This window comes from Streptomyces sp. NPDC012825, from assembly GCF_042900925.1.
Classification (GTDB): domain Bacteria; phylum Actinomycetota; class Actinomycetes; order Streptomycetales; family Streptomycetaceae; genus Streptomyces.
Map to the genome: position 1 here is coordinate 204,849 of NZ_JBIBBZ010000003.1, position 21,210 is coordinate 226,058.

Sequence of the window (21,210 nt, forward strand, 5' to 3'; positions counted from 1 at the left end):
CTCGTCCCCAGGGGGCGGGGCCGCCCGGCCACGTTCCCCGGAGTCCGGACGAAGATCGCCTGGAGCACTCCCCGGCACTTGCTCCCAGCGTGCCTCGTTACGATGCCTGGACACAGCAACCGGGAACCACCGACACCACAGACAACGACGAGGACGGGCGAGCGCGTGGCCGAGGCGGCAGACATCAAGGGGACCGTTCCCTCACCTGCCCGCCGATGGCTGCGGCGCACACTCACCGTCGCCTTCGGTGCTCCGCTCCTCGCCGGACTGCTCCAGGCCCCGGTCACCGCCCCCTCCGCGGCCGCCGTTCCCTCGGCGACCACCGCTGAGAACGCCACCGGCTCGAAGACCGTCGATGTGTCGCTCGACACGCTGTCCCCGAGCGCACCGGTCGAGGGCGACACCGTCACCCTCACCGGCACCGTGACCAACCGGGGCAAGAAGGCCGTCACCGACGCGTCCGTCGAACTGCGCGTCGGCCCCCGGATGACCAGCCGCAGCGAGATCGAGCAGGTGACGGGACGCACGGGCTACCGGAGCGACAGCGATCCCGCTCCCGCGCAGGACGCCCCCACCGCCGAGATCCCCAAGCTGGGCGCCGGCCTCAGTGCGGAGTTCTCCCTCTCCGTGCCGGTCTCCGACCTCGGACTCGACGAGGCGGGCGTCTACCAGCTCGGCGTCTCCCTCACCGGACAGACCTCGGACCGCCCCTATCCCCGGGTGCTCGGCATCGAGCGGACCTTCCTGCCCTACCAGCCCGAGGCCACCCAGAAGAAGACCCAGCTCACCTACCTCTGGCCACTGATCGCCCCGTCCCACGTCTCGGCGGAGACGGCCACGGACGACCAGCAGACCCCGGTCTTCGAGGACGACGCCCTGGCGGCCGAGCTGCGCCCGGGCGGACGCCTCGACCAGATGGTCGCGCTGGGCAAGGACCTGCCGGTCACCTGGGTGATCGACCCCGACCTCCTTGCCACCGTCGACGCCATGGCGAACGGCTACCGCGTCAAGGAAGGCTCCTTGCACGTCCCCGGTCCGAACAAGGAGCTCGCCAAGCGGTGGCTGGGCTCACTGGAGAAGGCGGTGCAGGGGCACAAGATCGTCGCCCTCCCCTTCGCCGACCCCGACATCGCCTCCCTGGCCCACCACGGCAAGGACGTTCCCGGCTCCCTGGGGCACCTCCAGTCGGCGACCGACCTCGCCGGAATGACGGTCGAGACCATCCTCCACGTCCAGCCCTCCACCGACTTCGCCTGGCCGGTCGACGGGGCCGTCGACCCCGCCATCGTGTCGGTCGCGACCTCGGCCGGCGCCGACAAGGTGATCGCCCGCAGCGACAGCGTCCGCGACGACCTCTCCTACACGCCGTCGGCGGCCCGCCCCCTGGGCAACGGCAGCACCACGGCCGTGGTGAGCGACGCGCTCCTGTCCACCGCCTTCGAAGGGGACATGGTCCGCACGGAGGGATCCTCGCTCGCGGTCCAGGAGTTCCTCTCCCAGACGCTCGCGATCACCCTGGAGCAGCCGGAGAAGCAGCGGAGCGTCGTGGTCGCTCCTCAGCGGGTGCCGACCGTCGCCCAGGCCCAGACCATGGCGACCGCCCTGCGCGGCCTCTCCGCCCGGCGCTGGAGCCAGCCGAGCGACCTCGTCGCGGCGGCCACGGCCAAGCCGGACCCGAACGCCTCCACCTCGGTGCCCGGCAGCTCGCGGTACCCGAGGAAGCTGCGCGACCAGGAGCTGCCGGTCCAGGCCTTCCGCGACATGAAGACCAGCCGGGACGAGCTGAACGACTTCAAGGTCGTCCTGACGCTCCCGGAACGCGTCGTGACCCCGTTCGACACCGCGATCAACCGAGAGATGTCGACCTCCTGGCGCGACCGGACCAGAGCGGCCACGATCTACCGCGGCAACGTCCTGGACTACCTGCAGGAGCTCACCAAGAGCATCCAGCTGGTCGACAAGTCGGACCTCACGCTCTCCGGCCGCAGCGCGACGATCCCCGTGACCGTCCAGAACAAGCTGCTCCAGGGCGTGGACCACCTGGTGCTGCGCCTCACCTCCAACAACAAGAACCGGTTGAAGATCAACGGCGACAGGGTCGCCGAGCTGCCCGTGAAGGTCGGCGCCGGACACAACCAGTCGGTGAAGTTCGACGCCACGGCCGCCGTCAACGGCCAGGTGCCGGTGACGGCCCAGCTCTACACCGAGGACGGCACCCCGTACGGGAAGCCGATGTCGTTCATCGTGAAGGTCTCCGAGATCACCCCCACGGTGATGCTGGTGATCGCCGGCGGTGTCCTCCTCCTCGCCCTCGCCGGTGTGCGGATGTACACCCAGCGCAAGCGACTGGCCACCCAGACCGCCGAAGCGACCGAGGCCGAGACCACCGGGGCCGAAACGTCCGAGGCAGAAACGTCCGAGGCCGAGGCCTCCGAAGCCGAGGCACCCGAAGAGGCCGGGAAGGCCCGGGAAACGGAAGGCACCGGAGCGGACGGGCCGGGCGCGGAGCCGGGGCAGGGCGGCGCGCGGGAACCCGAGCAGCCGAGTGACCCGACACCGGACACCGGGTCCGAAAGCGGCGACCCGTCGGCCACGGGTGAGAAAGTGGACCGTTGAGCGATGTCGTGGCCGGTCGGCCGGGGACGATGAGGTGGGGTAACCATGAACGCGCCGTACGACGGTGACCGCGGCCAGGGCGCGGGCGGCACCGCGCCGTCCGGTGGGACGCCCGCGGCACCCTCAGGCCCCGGCCACCCACCGGCGCCGACGCCGCAGCAGGGCGACCCCGCGCAGTACCCGCACGGGCAGGGCCCCTACGGACAGGACCCGCAGGGGCAGGCTCCCTACGCGCAAGACCCGTATGCCCAGGGCGGCCCCTACGCGCAGACCCCGTACGTCCAGGACCCCTACGTCCAGGACGCCTTCACCCACGACCCGTACCGGTCGCAGGACCTCTCCGCGCAGGACCCGGTCTCCGAGGCGCTCTACGACCGCGCCGCGCACCCGCCGCCGCCCCCCGGCACCTACCAGGACCCCCAGGCCCTCTACCAGCAGCCGGCCGCGTCCCCGCACGCCCCCGACCCCCGGGTGTGGGCACAGACCCCGGCGCCGGAGCCCGACGGCCCCTCGCGTCACCTGCCGTACGGCGACGACGCGCGCACGGTCCAGTTCACCGGCGTCGACGACCTGGTGACCCGGGCGAGCGAGGAGGCTCCCGAGCCGGACGCCTTCGCGCACCTCTACCGGGACCAGCAGGCCCCCGGCCAGGTGCCCCCGCCCACCCCGGAACCCGACCCGCTGCCCGCGCCCGCCCCCAAGAAGACCGGCCGCGCCTCCGGCCTGCTCAAGTCGAGCGCGGTGATGGCGGCCGGCACCCTGGTCTCCCGGCTGACAGGCTTCGTCCGCAGCCTGGTGATCACCGGCGCGCTCGGCGCGGCCCTGCTCGGCGACACCTTCACCATCGCCTACACCCTGCCGACGATGATCTACATCCTCACCGTCGGCGGCGGGCTCAACTCGGTCTTCGTCCCCCAGCTCGTCCGCGCGATGAAGAACGACGAGGACGGCGGCGAGGCCTTCGCCAACCGTCTGCTCACCCTGGTCATGGTGGCGCTCGGCGCGATCGTCGCCCTGGCCGTCTTCGCCGCGCCGCTGCTGATCCGGCTCATGTCGAACACCATCGCCGACGACGCGGCGGCCAACAGCGTGGCCGTCACCTTCGCCCGCTACTGCCTGCCCACGATCTTCTTCATGGGCGTGCACGTGGTGATGGGGCAGATCCTCAACGCCCGCGGCAAGTTCGGCGCGATGATGTGGACCCCGGTCCTCAACAACATCGTCATGATCGTCACCTTCGGCCTGTTCATCTGGGTCTACGGCACCTCCGCCGAGTCCCACATGGGTGTGCAGACCATTCCGGACGAGGGCATCCGCCTGCTCGGCATCGGCACCCTGCTCGGCCTCGTCGTCCAGGCCCTGGCGATGATCCCGTACCTGCGCGAGACGGGCTTCCGCTTCCGGCCCCGCTTCGACTGGAGGGGTCACGGGCTCGGAAAGACCGTCAAGCTCGCCAAGTGGACCGTGCTCTTCGTCCTCGCCAACCAGGCGGGCGTCCTGGTCGTCACCCAGCTCGCCACCGCCGCCGGTGAGGAGTCCGGGAAGAACGGCGCGGGCTTCCTCGCCTATTCCAACGCCCAGCTGATCTGGGGCATGCCGCAGGCCATCATCACCGTCTCGGTCATGGCCGCGCTGCTGCCGCGGATCTCCCGCGCCGCCCACGACGACGACCCGGGCGCCGTCCGCGACGACATCTCGCAGGGCCTCCGCAACTCGGCCGTCGCGATCGTCCCGGTCTCCTTCGCCTTCCTGGCGCTCGGCGTCCCGATGTGCACCCTGCTCTACGCCTCCAGCGGCGTCGAGGCCGCCCAGGGCATGGGCTTCATCCTGATGGCCTTCGGCCTCGGACTGATCCCCTACTCCGTCCAGTACGTCGTGCTCCGCGGCTTCTACGCCTACGAGGACACCCGGACGCCCTTCTACAACACGGTCATCGTCGCCGCCGTCAACGCGGCCGCCTCGGCGGCCTGCTACGTCGTCCTGCCCGCCCGGTGGGCCGTCGTGGGCATGGCCGCCTCGTACGGTCTCGCCTACGCGGTCGGCGTCGGCGTCGCCTGGCGTCGGCTCCGCAACCGGCTGGGCGGCGACCTGGACGGCACCCACGTGCTGCGGACCTACGCCCGGCTCTGCATGGCCTCCGTGCCCGCCGCGATCGTCGCCGGCGCCGTCGGGTTCGGTCTCCTGAAGCTCCTGGGCGAGGGCGCGCTCGGCTCGCTCGTCGCCCTGGCCGCCGGCGGGGTCGTGCTCCTCGGGGTCTTCTTCGTCGCGGCGAAGCGCATGCGGATCGCGGAACTGAACACCCTGGTCGGCATGGTCCGCGGCCGCCTGGGACGCTGAACCGGAGGTCCCGCACAACCATCGGCGGGGGCCGCGTGTCGTGCATAGCGTCCGACTGTGGGCACAATTGGCTTGGCTGTTGGATGTGGCGCAACGGATGGGGAGGCAGGAACGACGGTGGCGGAACGTAGCACGGCTGCCGTCGACGTGGCCGACAACAGCGGTGACGACCCGCTGACCGCCAAGGCGGACACGGCCGCGACCGACGGGGTGGCGGAAGAACAGAAGACGGCGGAGCACACCGCCGAGGCCACGGAGAACAAGGCGGTCGAACGACAGAGCGGTGAACAGCCCTCCCTCAAGGCTCCGGAGCTGCACAGCGGCCACAAGCTGGCCAGGCGCTACCGGCTGGAGGAGTGCGTCACTCGTCTGGACGGCTTCAGCAGCTGGCGGGCCGTCGACGAGAAGCTCCGGCGCGCCGTCGGGGTCCATCTGCTGCCCGCCGACCACCCCCGGGCGCGTTCGGTCCTGGCCGCGGCCCGCTCCGCCGCCCTCCTCGGCGACCCCCGGTTCGTCCAGGTCCTCGACGCCGTCGAGGAGAACGACCTCGTGTACGTCGTGCACGAGTGGCTGCCCGACTCCGTCGAGCTGACCGCGCTGCTCGCGGCCGGCCCGCTGGAGGCCCACGACGCCTACCAGCTCGTCAGCCAGGTCTCCCAGGCCATGGCCGCCGCACATCGCGAAGGCCTCTCCCACCTCCGGCTCACCCCGAGCGCGGTCCTGCGCAGCTCCACCGGCCAGTACCGGATCCGCGGCCTCGCCGTGAACGCCGCCCTGCGCGGCATCACGGCCGAGCGTCCGCAGCGCAACGACACCGAGGCCATCGGCGCCCTGCTGTACGCGTCGCTCACCCAGCGGTGGCCGTACGAGAACGACGCCCACGGCCTCTCCGGACTCCCCAAGGGCGTCGGGCTGCTCCCGCCCGACCAGGTCCGTGCCGGTGTCCACCGGGGTCTCTCCGAGATCGCCATGCGCGCCCTCGCCAACGACGGGGCCACCGCCTCGCGCCAGGAGCCGCCCTGCACCACCCCGGACGAGCTGGCCAGGGCCGTGTCCACGATGCCCCGCGTGAAGCCGCCGGAGCCCGAGTTCACCGCCCCGCCCGAGTATCAGCGCACGACGTACCAGCAGGGCACGTACGGGCGTCCGCAGCCGCACCCGGTGGCCACCCAGCCGGTCGTCGTCCCTCCGCCCCCGCTCCAGAGCCGCACCGGCCGTGCGCTGAAGTGGACCGTCTCGGCCCTGCTGATCGCCGCCCTGGGCCTGGGAAGCTGGCAGATCGCCGACCGCCTCCTCGGCCAGAAGGACACCTCCAAGACACCGGAGGTGATCCCGACGGTCGTGACCGACGAGAAGCCGGTGGCGCTCAGGCCGCTTGCGATCGAGTCGGCGCAGGAGTTCGCCCCCGACGGACTGCCGCAGAACTCCGACGCGGTGCCCAACACCTACGACGGCGACAGCTCCTCGTACTGGCGCACCAAGACCTTCATAGACGGCCCCGTCCTGGCGCCGTACAAGCAGGGCGTCGGTGTCGTCTACGACCTCGGGAGCGAGCAGAACGTCTCCTCGGCCTCCATAACGTTCCGCTACGGCGGCCCACAGACCGTGATCACCCTGTACGCGGCGGACTCCCTGTCCCCCTACGGCACCCCGGACTCCATGAAGGAGATCGCCACGGCCGAGACCTCGGACCTGACGGCGAAGCCGGAAACGAAGAAGCCGGTCAAGACGCGCTACGTGCTCCTCTGGATGACTTCCGTGCCGTACTCGGGCGGCGACCAGCTCACCGGCTCCGGATCCGGCTACAAGCAGGCCATCACGAACGTGTCCTTCGAGGGGAACGCTCCCTAGTACCGGTCGATCCCCACCGATGAGCGCCGAGCCCAGCTCGGCGCTCATTTACTTCCGGGCACGGAGCGGATTGAATGCCAGCACGGCTGCCGAGCAAGGAGGGGAACCGTGGCGCCTGCGGCTGACGCCCCCCAGGAGGCGGCGGACGAGGAGCTCCTGGCCCGTCACGTCTCCGGGGATCCCGATGCCTTCGGTGAGCTGGTGCGGCGGCACCGGGATCGGCTGTGGGCGGTGGCCCTGCGGACCCTGGGGGACCGCGAGGAAGCCGCTGACGCCGTCCAGGACGCCCTTCTCTCGGCCTTCCGGGCCGCCCACACCTTCCGCGGCCAGTCGGCCGTCACGACCTGGCTCCACCGGATCACAGTGAACGCCTGCCTCGACCGGGCGCGCAAGGCCGCCTCCCGCAGGACCTCACCCGTCGACGACGACGACCGCTTCGAGCAGCTCCTCGGTACTCACGAGTCGGCCGAGGCTCCGGTGGAACGCCTGGACCTCCACCGCGAGGTCCTGGCCGCGCTCGCCTCGATCCCCGCCGACCAGCGGGCCGCTCTCGTCCTCGTCGACATGCAGGGATACCCGGTCGCGGAAGCGGCCCGTATCCTCGGCGTTCCCGCCGGGACCGTGAAGAGCCGCTGCGCTCGGGGCCGGGCACGCCTCCTCCCGATGGTCACTCATCTGCGGGCCGGCACCGCGGGTAACGAGGCCGCCGAAGGGGGAAGGAACCGGACGCCGGGGACATCCGTCCCACCGGTGCCGGGGCCGACGGACACCGGACCGACTGATCCAGCTGCTGTGAAGGGCGGAGGTGGGCGCACGTGACTTCCACGGCCGACAGGGCTGACACCACACAGCACCCGGACGTCTCGGAGATCTCCGACCTCGCCGAGGGGCTGCTCTCGCCGTCCCGTTCCACGGCCGTACGCCGTCATGTGGACGGCTGTCCCCTCTGTGCGGACGTCCGATCCTCCCTGGAGGAGATCCGCAGCCTGCTCGGCACCCTGCCGGGTCCGGCCCGGATGCCCGTCGAGATCGCGGGCCGGATCGACGCCGCCCTGGCCGCCGAAGCACTCCTCGACGCCACCGCCCCGGACAGCGACACACGCAACGACAGCGACAGCCGTGTTTCACGTGAAACATCGCGCCCCTCCGCAGGAGCTTCCTCCTCTTCCCCTCCAGTCTCCGACCGTCCCGCCGGTCGCCCCCGCGCGGCCACCGGCCCGGGTCGTCCCGGGCGGCCGCGCCGCCGGATCGCCCTGCTCTCCACGCTCGGCGCCGCTTTCGGTGCCGCGATCCTCGGGACGAGTCTGTACCTCAGTCAAGCGGGCGACACGGCCGACGGCGGCGTGGCGAACGGCGTGAGGAGGGCCGATGCCTCCACCGAAGTCGCCGCCGCCCCCTTCTCCGGGTCACCGGTCGAAGAGCGCGTTCAGGACCTTCTGTCCCGGGACGGAACGCTGAGGACTCCTCAGGGCATCGGTCCCGAGTCGATGTCCTCCGACACCGGAACCATGTCCCCCCGGCGGAGCGGGGACGGCGCCGTTCCCGCCTGTGTCCTCGCCGGCACCGGCCGTACCGACCCGGTGCTGGCCCACGAGCAGGGCGAGTACCGGGGGAAGTCCGCCTATCTGCTCGTCCTCACCGACCCCGCCGACACCGCACACGTCCAGGCCTATGTGCTCGACGCCTCCTGTGCCGACCGGGCGGAGAGCGGAAAGGCCGCCGAGGTACTCCTCAGCAAGGCCTATCCCCGCTCCTGACCCCTCTTCCCGTCCCGGTCACGTGCCGCGCGGCGGTCTCGGGAATGCACGCCCCTTAGGATCCGTTGGGTGGGGTGAGCGACCGAGACAACCGCCCCCGTAGGCAGTGGCAGTCTGCAGAGACGAGGAAGAAACCCGTGAGCGACGTCCGTAATGTGATCATCATCGGCTCGGGGCCCGCGGGATACACCGCTGCGCTCTACACGGCCCGAGCGTCGCTGAAGCCTCTGGTCTTCGAAGGTGCGGTCACCGCCGGTGGCGCCCTGATGAACACGACCGAGGTCGAGAACTTCCCCGGCTTCCGTGACGGCATCCTGGGCCCGGACCTCATGGACAACATGCGGGCCCAGGCCGAGCGCTTCGGCGCCGAGCTCGTCCCCGACGACGTCGTCGCCGTGGACCTCACCGGTGATATCAAGACCGTCACCGACACCGCCGGCACCGTGCACCGCGCCAAGGCCGTCATCGTCACCACGGGCTCCCAGCACCGCAAGCTCGGCCTGCCCAACGAGGACACCCTCTCCGGCCGCGGCGTCTCCTGGTGCGCCACCTGCGACGGGTTCTTCTTCAAGGACCAGGACATCGCCGTCGTCGGCGGCGGCGACACCGCGATCGAGGAGGCCACCTTCCTCTCGCGCTTCGCCAAGTCCGTCACCATCGTCCACCGCCGTGACACCCTGCGCGCCTCGAAGGCCATGCAGGACCGTGCCTTCGCCGACCCGAAGATCTCCTTCGCCTGGGACAGCGAGGTCACCACGATCCACGGCGACCAGAAGCTCAGCGGTGTGACCCTGCGCGACACGAAGACCGGCGTGACCCGCGAGCTTCCGGTCACCGGCCTCTTCATCGCCGTGGGCCACGACCCGCGGACCGAGCTCTTCAAGGGGCAGCTGGACCTGGACGACGAGGGTTACCTCAAGGTCGCCGCCCCGTCGACGCGCACGAACCTCCCGGGTGTCTTCGGCGCGGGTGACGTCGTCGACCACACCTACCGCCAGGCCATCACGGCCGCCGGCACCGGCTGCTCCGCCGCGCTCGACGCCGAGCGCTTCCTGGCCGCCCTCGCCGACACCGAGAAGGTGGCCGAGCCCGAGAAGCTGGCCGAGACCCCCGTGGCCTGACCCCTGCCCGCTCCCCACCCACACCCCACGAGTTCAAGGAGGCCACTGTGGCCCTGAAGTCTGTGACCGACGCCACCTTCGAAGAGGAAGTCCTCAAGAGCGACAAGCCCGTTCTGGTGGACTTCTGGGCCGAGTGGTGCGGCCCGTGCCGCCAGATCGCCCCGTCGCTCGAGGCCATCGCCGCCGAGCACGGTGAGATCGAGATCGTGAAGCTCAACATCGACCAGAACCCCGACACGGCTGCCAAGTACGGCGTCATGTCCATCCCGACGCTGAACGTCTACCAGGGCGGCGAGGTCGTGAAGACCATCGTCGGCGCCAAGCCGAAGGCGGCCATCCTGCGCGACCTGGAGGGTTTCGTCGAGCCGACCAAGGCCTGACACCCCCTCGTTGTTTCACGTGAAACACGCATGCGGAACAGCAGCGGCCCGCCCCCTCCCCGGGGCGGGCCGTTCTCGTACCCGGAAGCTACAGGGGCCGTAGGGCAGGTTCCTTCTGTACGGCTCCGAGCAGGCGGTCCAAGGCCATCTCGACGTCCTCCTTCCAGGAGAGCGTCGTCCTGAGATCCAGCCGCATCCGGGGAAAGGCGTGGTGCGGCCGGACGGTCTTGAAGCCCACTGCGAGCAGATGATCGGCCGGCAGCACACAGGCCGGTTCCTTCCACCGGGCGTCCCCGAACGCCTCGATCGCCTTGAAGCCTCGCCTCAGCACGTCCTTGGCCACGGTCTGCACCATCACCCGGCCCAGCCCCTGTCCCTGGTAGCCCGGCATGATCCATGCGGTGATCAGCTGGACGGCGTCCGCCGCCACGGGGCTCGTCGGAAAGGCCGTCGATCGCGGCACATAGGCCGGGGGAGCGTAGAGGACGTAACCGACGGGCATCTCGTCGACATAGACCACCCGCCCGCAGGAGCCCCATTCCAGGAGCACGGCCGAGATCCAGGACTCCTTCTCCAGCTCCGAGCGCCCCTCCTTCACGGCGGCCTCACCGGTGACCGGGTCGAGCTCCCAGAAGACACAGGAGCGACACCGCTTGGGGAGCTCCGGAAGGTTGTCCAGCGTGAGCGGTACGAGCCGACGCCCCACGGCTGTTCCTCGCTTCCCTCGCCTTCGCGTACGAATGTGCCTCCCGAAATCGTATCGATCGGGCGATCAGGAGGACACCGCCCCCAGGCAAAGGGCGGGCCACGTCCCGGTGGAACCGGAGCGCGGCCCGCCCTCGAAGGCCTCGTCGGAGCGAAGAGAGCGACGGTCAGCCCTGGACGGCCTGCTCGGCGTTCTTCTGGTCCAGGACCCGGCCCTCACCGGGAGCCAGGGTCGAGAGGATCCGCTCCAAGTCGTCCATGGAGGCGAACTCGACGACGATCTTGCCCTTCTTCTGCCCCAGGTCGACCTTCACCCGGGTCTCGAAGCGGTCCGAGAGCCGGGTGGCCAGATCCGTGAGGGCGGGCGAGACACGAGCACCGGCACGCGGCTTCTTCGGCTTGACCGCACCGGCGGACTCCTCGGAGTCCATGAGGCTCACGATCTCCTCGGCGGAACGCACCGAGAGGCCCTCGGACACGATCCGGGCCGCCAGCTTGTCCTGGGCCTCCATGTCCTCCACACCGAGCAGGGCCCGCGCGTGGCCGGCGGAGAGCACCCCGGCGGCGACCCGGCGCTGCACCGGGGGAGAGAGCCGCAGCAGACGCAGTGTGTTGGAGATCTGCGGGCGGGAACGCCCGATCCGGTCCGCGAGCTGGTCATGGGTGCAGCCGAAGTCCTTGAGCAGCTGCTCGTAGGCGTGCGCCTCTTCGATCGCGTTCAGCTGCGCCCGGTGGAGGTTCTCCAGAAGGGCGTCCAAGAGCATCTTCTCGTCGTCGGTCTCCCGGACGATCGCCGGGATCCGCTCAAGTCCCGCCGTCGTGGAGGCTCGCAGACGCCGCTCGCCCATGACGAGCTCATAACGGTCTCCGTCGGCCTTGCGCACGACCACGGGCTGCAGCAGACCGACCTCCTTGATGGAGGTGACCAGCTCCGCGAGAGCGTCCTCGTCGAAGATCTGCCGCGGCTGGTGCCGGTTGGGCACGATGGCGTCGATCGGGATCTCGGTGAAGTACGCCCCGGCGGGGGCCGCCGGTTCGGCCGTCTTCACGGCTTCGGCCCACGCCACCGCCGATTCGGGGGACGGAGCGCTCTGCGGGATCAGCGAACCGAGCCCACGCGGCCCCAATCCCCTACGTCGCTCACTCACTGAATTCCCTCCGACATGCTGCGCTGATGGTTCTGGTGCCCCACACGTGCGTGCTGGGCGTCATAGTTCACGGCGACGCCCCGAAGGGCGATCTCGCGAGCCGCTTCGATGTACGACAGGGCACCGCTGGAGCCCGGATCGTACGTGATCACCGTCTGACCGTAGCTCGGTGCCTCCGAGATGCGGACGGACCGGGGAATGCTGGTGCGCAGCACCTCCTCCCCGAAGTGGGTGCGCACCTCCTCGGCGACCTGGGAGGCGAGCCTCGTCCGGCCGTCGTACATGGTGAGCAGGATCGTCGAGACGTGGAGCGTGGGGTTCAGATGCCCGCGGACCAGGTCCACGTTCTTGAGGAGCTGCCCGAGGCCTTCGAGGGCGTAGTACTCGCACTGGATCGGGATGAGCACCTCGGCTCCCGCCACCAGGGCGTTGACCGAGAGGAGGCCCAGCGAGGGCGGGCAGTCGATCAGGATGTAGTCCAGCGGCTGCTCATAGGCCTGGATCGCCCGCTGGAGGCGGCTCTCACGTGCCACCAGCGACACCAGCTCGATCTCCGCACCGGCGAGATCGATGGTGGCGGGGGCGCAGAAGAGGCCTTCCACGTCCATGACGGGCTGCACCACTTCGGAGAGCGGGCGGCTGTCCACCAGGACGTCGTAGATCGAGGGAACGCTGGCGTGGTGATCGATGCCGAGTGCCGTGGAGGCGTTGCCCTGCGGGTCCAGGTCGATGACCAGGACGCGGGCGCCGTGCAGGGCCAGGGAGGCGGCAATGTTGACCGTCGTGGTCGTCTTGCCCACGCCGCCCTTCTGGTTGGCGACCACCATGACGCGAGTCTGGGCCGGGCGGGGAAGCCCCTCACCGGCACGCCCCAGGGCCTCGGCCGCCAGCTGGGCAGCACGGCCGATGGGGGTGTCGTCCATGGGGGGTGGCATTTCCATGGGAGGCGATGTTTCACGTGAAACATCGCCTCCCGCCGATTCGGTTCGGGGGCCGGGGACCGGATCGGTCATCGGTCCCGCGATGTTGGCGTCGGACCGCAAGGATTCACTCTCCTCGACTTCGGGCTCGCGATGAGGAGAGCCTGCCATGCTTTCGGGGCGGCGAACCAGCGAGGTCGGTGGTTCTGTGGATGAATCCACCTCTGTGGACATCTCCGTAACCCTCGCGGGTGGATTCACGCGGGGCTTGCGGTCCCGGGGCGTGGCGGCCGCGCGACCGCGGCTGATGATCCCCTGCAGCAGCGAGCGATGTTTCACGTGAAACACCATGCCCGTGCCGCCCCGTCGGGACCGCTCGACACTCCGAAATCGGACGTATGCGACGCCCGGCGGCGTCAGCGGCCTTCCACCGGCAGATGTTCCACCGCCGGCAGTGCCCCCTCAGCGGCGTCGGCGGGTCTTGCTCGTACGGGCGGCCTTGGCACGCTTGGCCGCGAACCGCACCCCGCCGGGGCTCTCGCCGACCTCTGCCCGGACGACCGTGGACATCGGGTCGACGATCCCCTCGCCCACGTGCAGCACCGAGGTCTCCACCACACCGAGCCGGGAGAGCGCGGCGCGGGCACCGTCGAGCTCCTCCTGCGCGGTGTCACCCTTGAGCGCCAGCATCTCTCCGTACGGGCGCAGCAGGGGGACTCCCCAGCCGGCCAGTCGGTCCAGGGGAGCCACCGCGCGCGCGGTCACCACGTGCACGGGCGTGATCTTGCCGAGCATCTCCTCCGCGCGTCCCCGGACCACGGTGACGTGGTCGAGGCCGAGCAACTCGACGACCTCCTGGAGGAAGTTCGTCCGGCGCAGCAGCGGTTCCAGGAGCGTGATCTTCAGGTCCGGCCGGACCAGGGCCAAGGGGATGCCGGGCAGTCCGGCGCCCGAGCCGACGTCGCAGACGGTGACGCCCTCGGGAACGACCTCCGAGAGGACGGCACAGTTCAGCAGGTGGCGTTCCCAGAGCCTCGGAACCTCGCGCGGGCCGATCAGACCGCGCTTCACACCCGCGTCCGCGAGGAGCTCGGCGTACCGCACGGCCTCCGGGAAGTACTCGCCGAAGACTGTCCGTGCCTGCTCCGGCGCCTCGGCGAGCTCCGCTGCCTCCGTCACGGGAACCGTCCTTCCGTACCGCACGCATGCCGTGCGAGCGCACTGTGGTGGTGGCTGAACTATCGGGCTGACAAAGATCGGCCCCGCCTGTGAACAGACGGGGCCGAGACTACGTGAGGGGTCAGGCCGGGAGCACGACGACGAAGCGCTGCGGCTCCTCGCCCTCGGACTCGCTGCGCAGACCGGCGGCGGCGATCGCGTCGTGCACGACCTTGCGCTCGAAGGGCGTCATGGGGTCCAGCTTGACCGGCTGACCACCGGCCTTCACCTCGGCCGCGGCCTTGGCGCCCAGCTCGGCGAGCTCGGAGCGCTTCTTGGCCCGGAAGCCGGCGATGTCGAGCATCAGACGGCTGCGGTCCCCGGTCTCCCGGTGCACGGCGAGGCGGGTCAGCTCCTGGAGCGCCTCCAGGACCTCTCCGTCTCGGCCCACGAGCTTCTGGAGGTCACGGCTGCTGGAGTCGCTGATGATCGAGACCGCCGCCCGGTCCGCCTCGACGTCCATGTCGATGTCGCCGTCGAGATCGGCGATGTCGAGCAGGCCTTCGAGGTAGTCGGCCGCGATCTCACCCTCCTGCTCCAGGCGGGTCAGGGTGTCGCCACCCTCGGCGGCGGCGGAGGTGGTGCCTTCCGTCACGGACGGGCTCCTTCTTGCGTCGGGTGGAGGCTACTTCTTGGAGGACGGGTGCTTGGGCCGCTGCTGGCCCTTGCGCTGGCCGGTCTTGCCCTGCTGCTGGCGGGAGCCGCCGGAGTTGGCACGGCTCGGACGCGCGGGCTTGTCGCCCTGGGCCTCGCCCTTCGCACCGGTGACGTCGGAAGCGCCGGTCCCGGCCGGACCCTGGGGCTTCTTCTCGAGCGAGGGGGACGCCTTCTCGGCGGCCGGCTCGATGGTCTCCCCGGTGTCCTTGGAGAGGGTCGGCTGGACCGCCCCGGCCTGGCGCTGGGCCTTGGTCTGACGCTTGGGCTGCTGGCGCCTGGCCACGGCACCGCCCTCGGCCTCGGCCGTGACGGTGTCGCCCTTGATCACGGTGCCGTCGGCCTGGGCGGCGAAGCCGGCCTTGGTGAGGCCGCCGAAGAAACGGCGCTCGTTCTCGTTGCGGTCGGTGCCCTTGGCGACGATGACCTTGACGACGCTCTTCCGGCGGCGGCCGCGGACCTCACCGTGCTGGGCGATGTTCTTGAGCAGGCGCTGGAGGTAGGCGTCCTGGGCCTTGCTGCCCGGCGTCGGGTTCTGGTTGATCACGTACATCTGCTGGCCCATGGTCCACACGTTGGTGGTCAGCCAGTAGACGAGGACACCGACGGGGAAGTTGATGCCCATGACGGCGAAGATCACCGGGAAGATGTACATGAGCATCTTCTGCTGCTGCATGTACGGGGTCTTCACCGAGAGGTCGACGTTCTTCATCATCAGCTGGCGCTGGGTGAAGAACTGCGAGGCCGACATCAGGATGATCATGACCGCGGTGACGACGCGGACGTCGGTCAGCGAGGCGTCGAGAGCGGCGACCTTCGCGGCGCTGTCGGTGAACTTGGCGGCCAGCGGGGCGCCGAAGATGTGGGCCTGACGGGCGCTCTCCAGGAGCGGGCCGTCGATCTTGCCGATCTCCTTGCCCGAGGCGATCGAGGAGAGCACGTGGTACAGGGCGAAGAAAAACGGCGACTGCGCCAGGATGGGAAGGCACGAGGAGAGCGGGTTGGTGCCCGTCTCCTTGTACAGCTTCATCATCTCTTCGGACTGACGCTGCTTGTCGCTCTTGTAGCGCTCCTGGATCGCCTTCATCTTCGGCTGGAGCGCCTGCATGTTCCGCGTCGACTTGATCTGCTTCACGAAGAGCGGGATCAGGCAGATACGGATCAGCACCACCAGGGACACGATGGACAGACCCCAGGCCCAGCCCGTGTCGGGGCCGAAGACCGCCCCGTACATCTTGTGGAACTGGACGATGACCCAGGAAACGGGCCAGGTGATGAAGCTGAACAGACTGGCAATCGTGTCCACTAATCAGGCTCCTTGAGCATTGGACGAGGTCTCTGCGGCCGGGCTCGTCTCGGTGGTGGACCCGCCCGTGTCCCCGCGCAGCGCGTTCCTCAGCATTTCGTGCCAGCGGGGGCGCTTCCGCGGGGGGACATGGTCCACGCCGCCGGGCGACCACGGGTTGCACCGCAGGATGCGCCAGGCGGTCAGGGCCGTGCCCTTGATCGCGCCATGCCGGTCGATGGCCGTGAATCCGTAGTGGGAACACGACGGGTAGTACCGGCAGACGGGGCCCAGCAGGGGGCTGATCGTCCACTGGTACAGCTTGATGAGAGCCAGCAGCGGGTACTTCATCGCGTGCCCCCTCCCAGGAGCCGCTGGAGAGCGGCGTCCAGGTCTCGGGCCAGCTGTGCGTGATCGGCGTCGCCGGCTCCGGGCAACGCCCGTACCACCACCAGGCTACCGGGGGGAAGGGCGGAAATACGGTCGCGGACGAGGTGACGCAGACGACGCTTCACCTGGTTGCGTACGACCGCACCGCCCACGGCCTTGCTCACGACGAAACCCGCACGCGTCGGGGGAGCGCTCTCCCCAGGCGCGTGCGGGTCCGTTGCACCGCTGCGTAGGTGGACGACGAGGAGCGGGCGACCGGCCCGGCGCCCTCGGCGTACCGCGGTTGCGAAGTCCTCGCGCCGCCTCAGCCGATTCTCGGTAGGCAGCACGTCATGACCTGTTTAAGTGGATCAGGCGGACAGGCTGGCGCGACCCTTGCCACGGCGGTTCGCCAGGATGGCGCGACCGGCGCGGGTGCGCATGCGCAGGCGGAAGCCGTGGGTCTTCGCGCGACGACGGTTGTTCGGCTGGAAGGTGCGCTTGCTCACTCGGGGGCTCCAGAAATGATTCGGGTGGTGGCGGGACATCGCCTGGCTGTCACCGTGCGCCCACGAGTAGCTCGCAATACGCCCGAGTGCACCGCTTCGTGATCACGGAGAGTGATCTTTGCCCATCGGAGGCAGGCGGCAGCAGCCATCGACAACTCGACCTGGTTACGGTACGCGCGGCTACGCCATCCGGTCAAACCGACCTGTCGCCGCCCCCCATTGTGCACAGGCTGTGGACAACAACTTGAACCGCGTCAGTCCGCCCGACTACCGTGGGCGGACTCCACAATCTTTTCCGTTCTGTCCTCACCTGTCCTCGACGGACCGGTGATCCGGACTTCGATCCACCGTCCCCCGAGAACCACACCTTCGTGGGACCCGCGAGAAAGCGTGCCCTGTGGCTGACGTACCTGCCGATCTTGCCGCAGTGTGGCCGCGGGTCCTCGAGCAGCTCCTCGCCGAGGGCCAGCAGGGGATCGAGCCCAAGGACAAGCAGTGGATCGAGCGCTGCCAGCCGCTCGCCCTGGTCGCCGACACGGCCCTCCTGGCCGTGCCCAACGAGTGGGGCAAGCGCGTCCTGGAGGGCCGGCTCGCCCCGCTGATCAGCGAGACCCTCAGCCGTGAGTGCGGCCGGCCGATCCGGATCGCGATCACCGTCGACGACTCCGCCGGCGAGCAGGCGCCGCCCGTGCCCGCCCTGCCGCAGCCGCAGCAGCCCCGGTACGACGAACGCGACCGGCCCGAGTCGTACGACAAGTACGAGAAGTACGAGGGCTACAACCACCGGACGATGTCCGACGACGGACTGCCGAACGCGCGCCCGGCCTATCCGGACTACCAGCAGCCGCAGCGGCCCGACCCCGGCTCCTGGCCGCGCACCCAGGAGGACCTCTCCTGGCAGCAGCCGCGCCTCGGCGGCTACCAGGAGCGCGCGCCGTACACGGGCCCCGAGCAGTCCCGGCAGACGCGCTACGACGAGCCCTCCCGCGGCTACGAGCCGCAGCGGCCCGAGCGCGCCGAGCTGCCCGACCCGCCGGGCCACGCGGCCCGTCCCGGCCCCCGGCCGGGCGGCGGTCCGGTCCCCGGCCCGGGCGGCGTCCACGGCTCCTCCTCCGGCGCCTCCGGACAGGGCTCCGGCGCGCCGGGCGAGCAGCACGCGCGGCTGAACCCGCGGTACCTCTTCGACACCTTCGTGATCGGCTCCTCGAACCGGTTCGCGCACGCGGCCGCGGTCGCGGTGGCCGAGGCGCCGGCGAAGGCGTACAACCCCCTTTTCATCTACGGGGAGTCGGGGCTCGGCAAGACCCACCTGCTGCACGCGATCGGGCACTACGCGCGGAGCCTCTACCCGGGCACGCGCGTGCGGTACGTGAGCTCCGAGGAGTTCACCAACGAGTTCATCAACTCGATCCGCGACGGCAAGGGCGACACCTTCCGGAAGCGCTACCGCGACGTGGACATCCTGCTCGTCGACGACATCCAGTTCCTGGCGAGCAAGGAGTCGACGCAGGAGGAGTTCTTCCACACCTTCAACACCCTGCACAACGCGAACAAGCAGATCGTCCTCTCCTCGGACCGGTCGCCCCGGCAGCTGGTGACCCTGGAGGACCGGCTCCGCAACCGCTTCGAGTGGGGCCTCACCACCGACGTGCAGCCGCCGGAGCTGGAGACGCGCATCGCGATCCTCCGCAAGAAGGCGGTCCAGGAGCAGCTCAACGCCCCGCCGGAGGTACTGGAGTTCATCGCCTCCCGGATCTCGCGCAACATCCGCGAGCTGGAGGGCGCGCTGATCCGGGTGACCGCCTTCGCGAGCCTCAACCGGCAGCCGGTGGACCTCGGGCTCACCGAGGTCGTCCTCAAGGACCTGATCCCCGGCGGCGAGGACAGCGCGCCGGAGATCACCGCTCCGGCGATCATGGCCGCCACCGCCGACTACTTCGGGCTGACGGTGGAGGACCTCTGCGGCTCCTCGCGCAGCCGCGTCCTGGTGACGGCCCGCCAGATCGCCATGTACCTGTGCCGCGAGCTCACGGACCTGTCGCTGCCGAAGATCGGCGCGCAGTTCGGCGGCCGCGACCACACGACGGTGATGCACGCGGACCGGAAGATCCGCGCCCTGATGGCGGAGCGGCGCTCCATCTACAACCAGGTGACCGAGCTGACCAACCGCATCAAGAACGGCTGACACCGCCGCCGACACCCCTTCCGACGGGCGCTCCGGGACTCCTCCCGGAGCGCCCGTCGGCGTTTCCGGGGGCCGTCCACGGCTCTCCGGACGGTCGGAACGGGCCGTACGGGGGCCTCGCGGAGGCCGTCGAGGGCCGACCACAGGCTGGGGACGGGCCGGCGACGAGGCGGCTCTGTTCGATTGCGTCGTTCCGCTGGCGGGTTGTCCACAGATTGCGGGATGATCACCCGTCCACAGGGTGGGGACTGCGAAGTTATCCGGATTTTGTCCACAGGGCTGCCGGGCCGCAGGTCATCGCCCCAGTTCAGACCCTTGGGGATTTGTTGGCAAACGTTATCCACAGGTTGTGGACGGAACTTTCGTCCACAGGGGGTCTCGAAGGTTGTCCACCGGCCGCCCACAGGGGAAGGTCTGTTGCCCACAGCTTCTCCACAGCTCTGTCCACTGTTCGGCAACGAAACGCCCGTCCTCACCTCGGCGAGTGAAAGCCGTCACACCAAGGGAGACGATTGGGCTGTGGGCAACCTGGGTAAAGCTGGGGACAGCGCTGGGGAGAACTCCCCCTGTCCTGTGTATGGGGTGTGCAGAACTTTCGGGTGTCCACAGAGACCCCCGGTTTTCCACTGGTTCCGCCCACAGGCACGGTGGACAAAAAACTGGGTCTGACCTGCGTGGACGGGGTTATCCACGGTTTCCACAGGCCCTACTACTACTCCCACCTAGAGTTAGCTCGGAATCCGCTTTGAAGCGGGGCCTGTGCACAACTCGGCGCCGGAGCTCCGACCGCCCCTCGTCCCGACTTGACCCCGAGCAGCGCCGAGTGTCGGCGGCGTACGTCAGACTGGTTCCCGCAGTCGACGAAGAGCCAGCAACAGCAGGAGGCGGTTCCGGTGAAGATCCGGGTGGAGCGCGATGTACTCGCGGAGGCGGTGGCCTGGGTGGCCCGCAGCCTCCCGGCCCGTCCGCCGGCGCCCGTGCTCGCGGGCCTTCTCCTGAAGGCCGAGGACGGCGCCCTGAGCTTCTCCAGCTTCGACTACGAGGTCTCCGCGCGGGTCTCGGTCGAGGCGGAGGTCGAGGAGGACGGCACCGTCCTCGTCTCCGGCCGCCTGCTCGCCGACATCTGCCGCGCCCTCCCCAACCGTCCCGTGGAGATCTCCACAGACGGTGTACGGGCGACCGTGGTCTGCGGCTCCTCCCGCTTCACCCTCCACACCCTGCCTGTGGAGGAGTACCCGGCGCTGCCGGAGATGCCCACCGCGACGGGCACCGTCCCCGGCGAGGTCTTCGCCTCCGCAGCCGCGCAGGTGGCCATCGCCGCCGGCCGCGACGACACGCTGCCCGTCCTCACCGGCGTGCGCATCGAGATCGAGGGGGACACGGTCACCCTGGCCTCCACCGACCGCTACCGCTTCGCGGTCCGCGAGTTCCTGTGGAAGCCGGAGTCCCCGGACGCCTCCGCGGTCGCCCTGGTGCCCGCGAAGACCCTCCTGGACACCGCCAAGGCGCTCACCAGCGGCGACACGGTCACGCTGGCGCTCTCGGGCTCCGGCAAGGGCGAGGGTCTCATCGGCTTCGAGGGCGCGGGCCGCCGCACCACGACCCGCCTCCTCGAGGGCGATCTGCCGAAGTACCGGACGCTCTTCCCCACCGAGTTCAACTCGGTCGCGGTGATCGAGACCGCCCCCTTCGTCGAGGCCGTCAAGCGCGTGGCCCTGGTCGCCGAGCGCAACACCCCGGTCCGGCTGAGCTTCGAGCAGGGCGTGCTGATCCTGGAGGCCGGCTCCAGCGACGACGCACAGGCTGTGGAGAGGGTCGACGCGCAGCTGGAGGGCGACGACATCTCGATCGCCTTCAACCCGACCTTCCTGCTGGACGGTCTGAGCGCGATCGACTCCCCGGTCGCCCAGCTCTCCTTCACGACCTCCACCAAGCCGGCGCTGCTCAGCGGCAAGCCCGCCGTGGACGCCGAGGCGGACGAGGCCTACAAGTACCTGATCATGCCGGTGCGCCTCAGCGGCTGACGCCGGGCGGGTCCTGCCGGGGCCCGGGGGCCGTCCCCCGGGAGACCGCGGTGTGCCGGTGCGGCTCGGCGGCCGATGCCCTGCTTCCGGGGCGTCGCCTGAGCGGCCGACCCCACAGGTGTGCGCCCGCG

At 70.0% G+C, this 21,210-nt stretch carries 18 protein-coding genes; 9 read left to right on the forward strand and 9 right to left on the reverse strand.

All coding sequences use genetic code 11. From position 1 onward, the window contains the following. The first annotated feature begins 165 nt into the window (after nt 1-165). From ACFY7E_RS09520 to trxA, 7 genes are all read left to right on the forward strand, one after another. The gene (locus ACFY7E_RS09520) at nt 166-2,616 is read left to right on the forward strand and encodes a DUF6049 family protein (protein WP_389482566.1); all 2,451 of its coding nucleotides are present in this window, start codon (nt 166-168) and stop codon (nt 2,614-2,616) included. 45 nt (nt 2,617-2,661) lie between these two features. Further along, nucleotides 2,662-4,953 (forward strand): murein biosynthesis integral membrane protein MurJ, encoded by a 2,292-nt coding sequence (gene murJ, locus ACFY7E_RS09525; RefSeq protein ID WP_389482569.1) that lies wholly within the window; start codon nt 2,662-2,664, stop codon nt 4,951-4,953. Nucleotides 4,954-5,070: 117 nt separating this feature from the next. After that, entirely contained in the window at nt 5,071-6,804 is a 1,734-nt protein-coding gene (locus ACFY7E_RS09530; RefSeq protein ID WP_389482572.1) for a protein kinase family protein, read from the forward strand. A gap of 108 nt (nt 6,805-6,912) precedes the next feature. Then, entirely contained in the window at nt 6,913-7,623 is a 711-nt protein-coding gene (gene sigM, locus ACFY7E_RS09535; protein ID WP_389482575.1) for an RNA polymerase sigma factor SigM, read from the forward strand. Continuing rightward, nucleotides 7,620-8,561 (forward strand): hypothetical protein, encoded by a 942-nt coding sequence (locus tag ACFY7E_RS09540; protein ID WP_389482577.1) that lies wholly within the window; start codon nt 7,620-7,622, stop codon nt 8,559-8,561. Before sigM ends, ACFY7E_RS09540 begins: the two co-directional genes overlap by 4 nt. Before the next feature lie 137 nt (nt 8,562-8,698). Beyond that, entirely contained in the window at nt 8,699-9,682 is a 984-nt protein-coding gene (trxB, locus tag ACFY7E_RS09545; RefSeq protein ID WP_389482580.1) for a thioredoxin-disulfide reductase, read from the forward strand. Between the two features lie 47 nt (nt 9,683-9,729). Next, on the forward strand, nt 9,730-10,062 hold the full coding sequence (gene trxA, locus ACFY7E_RS09550) for a thioredoxin (RefSeq protein ID WP_351973838.1): 333 nt from the start codon (nt 9,730-9,732) through the stop codon (nt 10,060-10,062). An 88-nt stretch (nt 10,063-10,150) separates the two neighbouring features. Here the strand turns inward: trxA and ACFY7E_RS09555 are convergent, their stop codons facing one another. The 9 genes from ACFY7E_RS09555 to rpmH form a co-directional block, all read right to left on the reverse strand. After that, nucleotides 10,151-10,768, reverse strand: coding sequence for a GNAT family N-acetyltransferase (locus tag ACFY7E_RS09555; RefSeq protein WP_389482584.1), 618 nt, complete (start codon nt 10,766-10,768; stop codon nt 10,151-10,153). 166 nt (nt 10,769-10,934) lie between these two features. Then, nucleotides 10,935-11,915, reverse strand: a complete 981-nt coding sequence (locus ACFY7E_RS09560) for a ParB/RepB/Spo0J family partition protein (RefSeq protein WP_389482586.1) — start codon at nt 11,913-11,915, stop codon at nt 10,935-10,937. Continuing rightward, nucleotides 11,912-13,006 (reverse strand): ParA family protein, encoded by a 1,095-nt coding sequence (locus ACFY7E_RS09565; RefSeq protein WP_383440232.1) that lies wholly within the window; start codon nt 13,004-13,006, stop codon nt 11,912-11,914. The genes ACFY7E_RS09560 and ACFY7E_RS09565 overlap by 4 nt, the downstream gene beginning before the upstream one ends. A gap of 291 nt (nt 13,007-13,297) precedes the next feature. Then, the gene (gene rsmG, locus ACFY7E_RS09570; RefSeq protein WP_383440209.1) at nt 13,298-14,038 is read right to left on the reverse strand and encodes a 16S rRNA (guanine(527)-N(7))-methyltransferase RsmG; all 741 of its coding nucleotides are present in this window, start codon (nt 14,036-14,038) and stop codon (nt 13,298-13,300) included. Nucleotides 14,039-14,135: 97 nt separating this feature from the next. Beyond that, nucleotides 14,136-14,648 (reverse strand): R3H domain-containing nucleic acid-binding protein, encoded by a 513-nt coding sequence (locus tag ACFY7E_RS09575; protein WP_121829134.1) that lies wholly within the window; start codon nt 14,646-14,648, stop codon nt 14,136-14,138. A gap of 30 nt (nt 14,649-14,678) precedes the next feature. Continuing rightward, on the reverse strand, nt 14,679-16,013 hold the full coding sequence (gene yidC, locus ACFY7E_RS09580) for a membrane protein insertase YidC (RefSeq protein WP_389482589.1): 1,335 nt from the start codon (nt 16,011-16,013) through the stop codon (nt 14,679-14,681). 3 nt (nt 16,014-16,016) lie between these two features. Continuing rightward, nucleotides 16,017-16,343, reverse strand: coding sequence for a membrane protein insertion efficiency factor YidD (gene yidD, locus ACFY7E_RS09585; RefSeq protein ID WP_125664307.1), 327 nt, complete (start codon nt 16,341-16,343; stop codon nt 16,017-16,019). Then, nucleotides 16,340-16,711 carry a ribonuclease P protein component gene (gene rnpA / locus ACFY7E_RS09590; protein WP_125664305.1) on the reverse strand — a complete coding sequence of 124 codons (372 nt, stop codon included), beginning with the start codon at nt 16,709-16,711 and terminating at the stop codon, nt 16,340-16,342. Before rnpA ends, yidD begins: the two co-directional genes overlap by 4 nt. A 21-nt stretch (nt 16,712-16,732) precedes the next feature. Continuing rightward, entirely contained in the window at nt 16,733-16,870 is a 138-nt protein-coding gene (rpmH, locus tag ACFY7E_RS09595) for a 50S ribosomal protein L34 (protein ID WP_006381191.1), read from the reverse strand. A gap of 397 nt (nt 16,871-17,267) precedes the next feature. Between rpmH and dnaA the strand changes: the two genes are divergently transcribed. Together dnaA and dnaN are read left to right on the forward strand one after the other, a co-directional pair. Continuing rightward, a complete protein-coding gene (gene dnaA / locus ACFY7E_RS09600) occupies nt 17,268-19,055 on the forward strand; it encodes a chromosomal replication initiator protein DnaA (RefSeq protein ID WP_389482594.1) in 1,788 nt (595 codons plus the stop codon). An 893-nt stretch (nt 19,056-19,948) separates the two neighbouring features. After that, nucleotides 19,949-21,079: a DNA polymerase III subunit beta gene (dnaN, locus tag ACFY7E_RS09605; RefSeq protein ID WP_030205035.1), complete on the forward strand. Its 1,131-nt coding sequence runs from the start codon at nt 19,949-19,951 to the stop codon at nt 21,077-21,079. Nucleotides 21,080-21,210: the final 131 nt, after the last annotated feature.

Bases quoted from the DNA above. Each gene is read 5' to 3' on its own strand.
- yidD (WP_125664307.1), bottom strand. From the start codon at position 16,343: ATGAAGTACCCGCTGCTGGCTCTCATCAAGCTGTACCAGTGGACGATC.
- ACFY7E_RS09565 (WP_383440232.1), bottom strand. From the start codon at position 13,006: ATGGCAGGCTCTCCTCATCGCGAGCCCGAAGTCGAGGAGAGTGAATCC.
- murJ (WP_389482569.1), top strand. From the start codon at position 2,662: ATGAACGCGCCGTACGACGGTGACCGCGGCCAGGGCGCGGGCGGCACC.